Source organism: Streptomyces sparsus, assembly GCF_054776295.1.
This window is the reverse complement of record NZ_BAAHCA010000378.1, coordinates 1-4,504: the sequence shown is the minus strand read 5'-3', so window position 1 is coordinate 4,504 and position 4,504 is coordinate 1. Positions and strand designations below refer to the sequence as shown.

Annotated in this window: 8 protein-coding genes and 1 pseudogene; 3 read left to right on the top strand and 6 right to left on the bottom strand. The window is 72.2% G+C overall.

What is annotated here, in order from left to right; translation table 11 throughout:
* Positions 1-304 (top strand): annotated as a pseudogene (locus ACYVE9_RS16745) (TetR/AcrR family transcriptional regulator); the annotation flags it as partial.
* A 169-nt stretch (positions 305-473) separates the two neighbouring features.
* On the opposite strand, the gene ACYVE9_RS16740 reads toward ACYVE9_RS16745, so the two are convergent.
* The 5 genes from ACYVE9_RS16740 to rpmG form a co-directional block, all read right to left on the bottom strand.
* On the bottom strand, positions 474-713 hold the full coding sequence (locus tag ACYVE9_RS16740; protein WP_461028669.1) for a DUF397 domain-containing protein: 240 nt from the start codon (positions 711-713) through the stop codon (positions 474-476).
* 332 nt (positions 714-1,045) lie between these two features.
* Positions 1,046-1,282: a 30S ribosomal protein S18 gene (gene rpsR / locus ACYVE9_RS16735; RefSeq protein ID WP_461028668.1), complete on the bottom strand. Its 237-nt coding sequence runs from the start codon at positions 1,280-1,282 to the stop codon at positions 1,046-1,048.
* A gap of 123 nt (positions 1,283-1,405) precedes the next feature.
* A complete protein-coding gene (locus ACYVE9_RS16730; RefSeq protein WP_461028667.1) occupies positions 1,406-2,593 on the bottom strand; it encodes a CobW family GTP-binding protein in 1,188 nt (395 codons plus the stop codon).
* The gene (locus tag ACYVE9_RS16725; protein ID WP_461028666.1) at positions 2,593-2,847 is read right to left on the bottom strand and encodes a type B 50S ribosomal protein L31; all 255 of its coding nucleotides are present in this window, start codon (positions 2,845-2,847) and stop codon (positions 2,593-2,595) included. The genes ACYVE9_RS16730 and ACYVE9_RS16725 overlap by 1 nt, the downstream gene beginning before the upstream one ends.
* Positions 2,848-2,861: 14 nt before the next feature.
* Positions 2,862-3,026, bottom strand: a complete 165-nt coding sequence (rpmG, locus tag ACYVE9_RS16720; protein ID WP_283989686.1) for a 50S ribosomal protein L33 — start codon at positions 3,024-3,026, stop codon at positions 2,862-2,864.
* A 55-nt stretch (positions 3,027-3,081) separates the two neighbouring features.
* On the opposite strand from rpmG, the gene rpmB reads away from it, so the two are divergent.
* Entirely contained in the window at positions 3,082-3,318 is a 237-nt protein-coding gene (rpmB, locus tag ACYVE9_RS16715) for a 50S ribosomal protein L28 (RefSeq protein WP_461028665.1), read from the top strand.
* A 4-nt stretch (positions 3,319-3,322) separates the two neighbouring features.
* Complete coding sequence (gene rpsN / locus ACYVE9_RS16710) at positions 3,323-3,628, top strand: 30S ribosomal protein S14 (protein WP_461028664.1); 306 nt, start codon at positions 3,323-3,325, stop codon at positions 3,626-3,628.
* A gap of 100 nt (positions 3,629-3,728) precedes the next feature.
* Here the strand turns inward: rpsN and ACYVE9_RS16705 are convergent, their stop codons facing one another.
* A complete protein-coding gene (locus tag ACYVE9_RS16705) occupies positions 3,729-4,370 on the bottom strand; it encodes a GNAT family N-acetyltransferase (protein WP_461028663.1) in 642 nt (213 codons plus the stop codon).
* Between the last annotated feature and the right edge of the window lie 134 nt (positions 4,371-4,504).

Sequence of the window (4,504 nt, the reverse complement as noted above, 5' to 3'; positions counted from 1 at the left end):
GCTGCCGGCGTTCTTCGCCGTGGTCGCCACCCACGCGGACCTGCACCGCTCGCTGCTGCTTCCCGGTGGCGGCGGCCCGCTGGGGGACCTGCTGCGCCACGAGCTGCGGGAACGCAGCCGCACCGAACGCGCCCTGGCCGGAGCACCCTCCCCGGCTCTCGTCGGCACGGCGGTCGCCGCCGCCTTCACCGCCGTACTGGCCGACTGGCTGCACGGACTGATCAACGAGTCCCCGGAGCCGGCGGACATCGCCGCGCACACCTGGCGGCTGCTGATAGCACTGCACCGCTCGATCCCCGGCTGACGGCCGACCTCCGCGCACCGGTGCGCTCACGCCGCACGGCCGCGGGGACCTGCGGGCCGAGACGGGGGACGCACGGACGCGGAGACGGCGGCCACGCGGCGGCGGCGAAAGGTTTCCGCACAGGTCGGCTCATCGAGTTCCGCACGCACCCCGGGGGTGGCCGGCGGTGTCAGCCGTGGACGAGGTGGTCGAACTCGCCGTCCTTTATGCCGAGCAGCATCGCCTCGACCTCGGCGGGGGTGTAGACGAGTGCCGGCCCGTCGGGGAAGCGGCTGTTGCGGACGGCGACGTCTCCGCCGGGTAGTTTGGCGAACTCCACGCATGTGCCTTGGGAGTTGCTGTGCCTGCTCTTCTGCCAGGTGACCCCGTGGAGGTGCTGGGCCGCCATGCCGTTGTACGCCTGGTCCATCGGACTCTCCCGGGTAGTTCAGTTCCCAACCAACCCGGATCATAACGTCGTTCACGTGCTAATGCATGTGCCAATGCACGTGCACGACAGGGAGTCGTGACCTCATCACCCCCGGTCAGAGCGGGAGTTGACACCTCTCACGCCCCACTGCCGGAGCGTGTCCGGTCGATGACCGGGAGGGAGAATCCGCGACCGCGGACAGGTGAACGCGGCGGAACACACTGGAAAGGACGTGCGCCGGGCCTCCGGGGTTCCGCGGTGTCGACTCGCCTGCCTCCCGGGGCCGTTCGGCGGGACGGCACAGCCGCCCCGCCACCGGCCGCCGGTGATCGTCAGCGGGAGGTGTACGGCAGCAGGGCCATCTCGCGGGCGTTCTTGATCGCACGCGCCAGTTGCCGCTGCTGCTGCGCGCTGACCCGCGTCACGCGCCGACTGCGGATCTTGCCGCGATCGGAGATGAACTTCCGCAGCAGGTCGGTGTCCTTGTAGTCGATGTAGGTGATACCGGCCACGTCCAGCGGGTTGGGGCGTGGCTTGACGGGCTTGCGCGAAGCGGCGCGAGCAGGCATGGCGAACCTCGGGAGAGAGAAGGAATCGGTGGCTGGAGGGGCGAGGGCGGGAGCGCCCCGTCAACGGCGGGACACATGACGGCGGTTGGGCTCGGGCGGCACGTCGGCGCGTGGGGCCGGACGTCAGCCGACCGGGTCGAGGAGTTCGTCGAAGGCGTGCGGCAGTGACTGCCAGGCGTCGCGGCCGCCGGCGTACTCGTCGTCGGTGAGCAGGCACGAGTCCAGCAGCTCGCACAGGCCCTCGCGGTCCAGGTCGGGTGAGGTGAAGACGAGGTGCTGGGTTCGGTCGCCGTGCTCGGGGTGCCAGTCGAGGGACGCGGCGGCCCGGCGAGTGGGCGGCACCATCTCCCAGGCGGCGTCCGGCAGTGCGGCGAGCCAGGGACCGGCGTCCTCGACGCACAGCGCGCCACCCGCTGCGTCCCAGGCGAGCAGGGTGTCGGGCCGGTCGGCGAGCCAGAACCGCCCACGGCTGCGGGCCGCCGCCTGGCAGAGGTCCTCCAGCGCGGCGTAGAGCCGCGCCGGGTGGAAGGGACGCACCTGGTGCCAGACGAAGGTCTCCACGCCGTCCGCGGAGGCTGCCTGCGGCAGCAGGGCGCAGGCGGGGTGCTGCCGGGCGGCAGCCGACTGCACGTCGAAGCCCGACGTGGCGACGGCGACGAGGTCGGCGTCGTCAAGGCGTACGTGCCGGGCGGTCGGGTGCAGTTGGTGCAGCAGGGCCAGGTCCTCGTCGTCGGCGGGCTCGGGCCCGTCGACGAGTGCCAGCACCGACGGGTACTCCAACTGGCGTGCCCAGGTGTCGGCGACGGTGCGGTGGTCGGTGGCCGCCGCCGCCAGGCCGGCCTCGGCGAGGTCGTCGCCGTTGCCCAGGCAGGGCAGCACCAGCGCGGGGTCGACGGCCGTGACCACACCGGCGAGCCGAAGCTCGTCGCCGCTGTGCGCGGCGATCACCTCGGCCATCGCCCGCGGCTCCACGGAGTCCCACAGCTCGACGACGGCCAGCCGGCACAGGCCAGACGCGGCGAGCCGCTCCAGCTCCGGCACCAGGTCCTCACGCAGCGCGCAGCAGGCGCAGTCGTTGACGAGCGGCGCGTGACCGGTGTCCAGCACGCCACGGCTCTCACGGACGATCCGGCGGACCGATCCGCCGGTCGCGCTCGCCAGGTCGTGGTGCAGGGCCACGCTGCCGGGCACCGCGTTGAGCAGCGCGGTGGCCGTCGCCGTTCGCGCGTCGGCGTGCAGGCCGCCGACGACGACCACCGGCAACCGCCCGTCCACCGGGAGGGGTTCGCGTTTCCGCGGATCGGCGGGCATCACCGGGCCTCACGCCTGGCGTAGCGGCGTTCGAAGCGCTCGACCCGGCCGGCGGTGTCCAGCACCCGGGCGGTGCCCGTGTAGAAGGGGTGGCTCGCCGAGGACGTCTCGACGTCGATGACGGGGTAGGTGTTGCCGTCCTCCCACTCGATGGTCTGCGCGCTGTCGGCGGTGGACCGGGTGAGGAAGGCGAAGTCGGCCGCGCGGTCCCGGAAGACGACGTGCCGGTAGGTCGGGTGGATGCCGGGCTTCATCTGGGGGCTCCTGATCAGCGTTCTTCGCGGAACGCGACGTGTCGGCGGGCGAGCGGGTCGTACTTGCGCAGCACCATCCGGTCCGGGTCGTTCCTGCGGTTCTTGCGGGTGACGTAGGTGTAGCCGGTGCCGGCGGTGGACCGGAGTTTGATCACCGGGCGTAGTTCGTTGCGGGCCATACGGGTACTATACACAAACGAAAACCATTTTCATTAAGGGTTCAGGAGGCTCCCCTTGTCCGCCCACTGCCAGCTCACCGGCCGCGAGCCGAGCTTCGGGAAGCAGATCTCGCACTCCCACCGCCGCACGTCCCGGCGCTTCAACCCCAACATCCAGCGCAAGCGCTACTGGCTGCCCAGCGAGGGCCGGCACGTCCGCCTCACCCTCAGCGCCAAGGGCCTGAAGACGGTCGACGTCATCGGCATCGAGCAGGCCGTGGCCCGCATCCGGGCGCGCGGCGGAAAGGTCTGACGACATGGCGAAGCAGAGCAAGATCGCGAAGAACGAGAAGCGCCGGGTGATCGTCGCGCGGTACGCCGCACGACGGGCCGCACTGAAGGCGATCATCCGCAACCCCGCCACCCCGGACGCCGAACGCCAGGCCGCACAGGCCGAGTTGAACCGTCAGCCGCGTGACGCCAGCGCTACCCGGGTCCGCAACCGGGACAGCGTCGACGGCCGCCCTCGCGGCACCTTCCGCGCCTTCGGCCTCTCCCGCATCCGCCTGCGCGAGCTGGCCCACGCCGGCCACCTGCCCGGCGTGCGCAAGTCGAGCTGGTAGCCGGTAGTGGGGCGGGCGGTCGCACGGCGACGCCGCGTCACCGCCCGCCCGTCGGCCGTCCGTCTCACCCTGACTGCCGCCCGTCATCGGGCCCACGTCCTCAGACGCCGAACAGTTCCCGGCACGGGCCCAGCCCGGTGACCTCGACCGGGACGCTGCGGCGCTCCTCCCAGTCGGCCCGGTCCAGGCGCAGCCGGGTCAGCGTGCGCCGCTGCCCGCGCACCGAAGCGATCTCCGTGCCGTCCGGCCGGTAACCGAGCTTTCGGGACACGGCCAGCGAACGCGGGTTGTCGGTCATCGCCGCGGACGTCACCGACCGGGCCCCGAGCCCCACGAAGGCGAGGTGCAGCACCGCCGCGCGCATCTCGGTGCCGACGCCCCGGCCCTGGTGAGCCGTGCCCAGCCAGGAACCGGTCCCCGCCTCACGGGTCACCGCGAAGTCGTGCGCGATGAGGTCCTGCCGACCGACCACCACCCCGTCCCGCAGCACCGCCAGGCTGAGCGTCCAGCGTTCGGGACGCCAGTCCGCCACCGTGTGCAGCACGTGCTGGAACGTCGTCCTGGCCACCTGCTGCGGCGTGCCCTCCGTCCACGCCACCGTGAACGGCATCTCGTCCGGACCGTGCACACCGGACGCGGCCACCGCCGCCAGGTCCTCCAGCAACGCGATGTCGGGCAAACGCAGTTCGAGACGCGGAGTGGTGAGCCGAAGTCCGTGGAGCGGCCAGCAGAGTGTTCCCATGACGAGAGCCAACTACGACTCCCGGCGCCGGTCGACCGAATATGGGTCGGCCGCCGTGGTCGGTGCCGGCGGCGCGGTGGCCGGGAACGGCACGTGCCCGGAGGGGCACATGCCGGGCCGCGCGCGTCAGTGGG

Bases quoted from the DNA above. Each gene is read 5' to 3' on its own strand.
- ACYVE9_RS16740 (WP_461028669.1), bottom strand. From the start codon at position 713: ATGGACCAGGCGTACAACGGCATGGCGGCCCAGCACCTCCACGGGGTC.
- rpsR (WP_461028668.1), bottom strand. From the start codon at position 1,282: ATGCCTGCTCGCGCCGCTTCGCGCAAGCCCGTCAAGCCACGCCCCAAC.
- ACYVE9_RS16730 (WP_461028667.1), bottom strand. From the start codon at position 2,593: ATGCCCGCCGATCCGCGGAAACGCGAACCCCTCCCGGTGGACGGGCGG.
- ACYVE9_RS16725 (WP_461028666.1), bottom strand. From the start codon at position 2,847: ATGAAGCCCGGCATCCACCCGACCTACCGGCACGTCGTCTTCCGGGAC.
- rpmG (WP_283989686.1), bottom strand. From the start codon at position 3,026: ATGGCCCGCAACGAACTACGCCCGGTGATCAAACTCCGGTCCACCGCC.
- rpsN (WP_461028664.1), top strand. From the start codon at position 3,323: ATGGCGAAGCAGAGCAAGATCGCGAAGAACGAGAAGCGCCGGGTGATC.
- ACYVE9_RS16705 (WP_461028663.1), bottom strand. From the start codon at position 4,370: ATGGGAACACTCTGCTGGCCGCTCCACGGACTTCGGCTCACCACTCCG.